1 protein-coding gene is annotated in these 652 nt (G+C 67.3%); it reads left to right on the top strand.

The window, feature by feature from the left end; genetic code table 11:
- Positions 1-270: 270 nt before the first annotated feature.
- Positions 271-627, top strand: a complete 357-nt coding sequence (gene cpdR, locus VP06_RS31080) for a cell cycle two-component system response regulator CpdR (RefSeq protein ID WP_048427828.1) — start codon at positions 271-273, stop codon at positions 625-627.
- Positions 628-652: the final 25 nt, after the last annotated feature.

Here is a 652-nt window from a genome sequence, read left to right as displayed (position 1 = left end):
GGCGGGCGGGGGGGGGACGGGATCGCACCTTCATCCGGCTAATCTGGCGCCCCGGCCCGGGCCTGTCCACTGCCGCGAGCGCCCGGCGGCTCCGGCCGAAAGGCCGACGGCACCGGGAACGAGGGACGGGACTCCGGCCGAGACTTTCGTCGGAATCCGGCCCAGAATCCCGTGGGCAAGCCGGTCCGGCGGGCGTGGCGTCAACACTCTGTTTACCACGCGCCCGCTTTATGGAATGAACGCACCGAATCGGTATCGGGACTTTCGTTCATGAAGATCCTCCTCGCGGAAGACGACAACGACATGCGTCGCTTCCTCGCCAAGGCGCTCCAGAACGCGGGCTACGACGTGGCCTCGTTCGACAACGGGCTCTCGGCTTACAATCGCCTGCGCGAGGAGCCGTTCGAGCTGCTGCTCACCGACATCGTGATGCCCGAGATGGATGGCATCGAGCTGGCGCGCCGTGCCACCGAGCTCGATCCCGACATCAAGGTGATGTTCATCACCGGCTTCGCCGCGGTGGCGCTCAACCCCGATTCGAAGGCCCCGAAGGACGCCAAGGTCCTGTCGAAGCCGTTCCACCTGCGCGAGCTGGTGACGGAAGTCGAGAAGCTGATGGCGGCCTGAGCGCCGCCGCTGGCGCGGCTCGCCG

The organism is Methylobacterium aquaticum, assembly GCF_001043915.1.
Taxonomy (GTDB): Bacteria; Pseudomonadota; Alphaproteobacteria; order Rhizobiales; family Beijerinckiaceae; genus Methylobacterium; species Methylobacterium aquaticum.
The sequence above is the reverse complement of the archived record's forward strand: the minus strand, read 5'-3'. Positions and strand labels throughout refer to the sequence as shown.

Coding starts and splice junctions, on each gene's coding strand:
- cpdR (WP_048427828.1), top strand. CDS start 271: ATGAAGATCCTCCTCGCGGAAGACGACAACGACATGCGTCGCTTCCTC.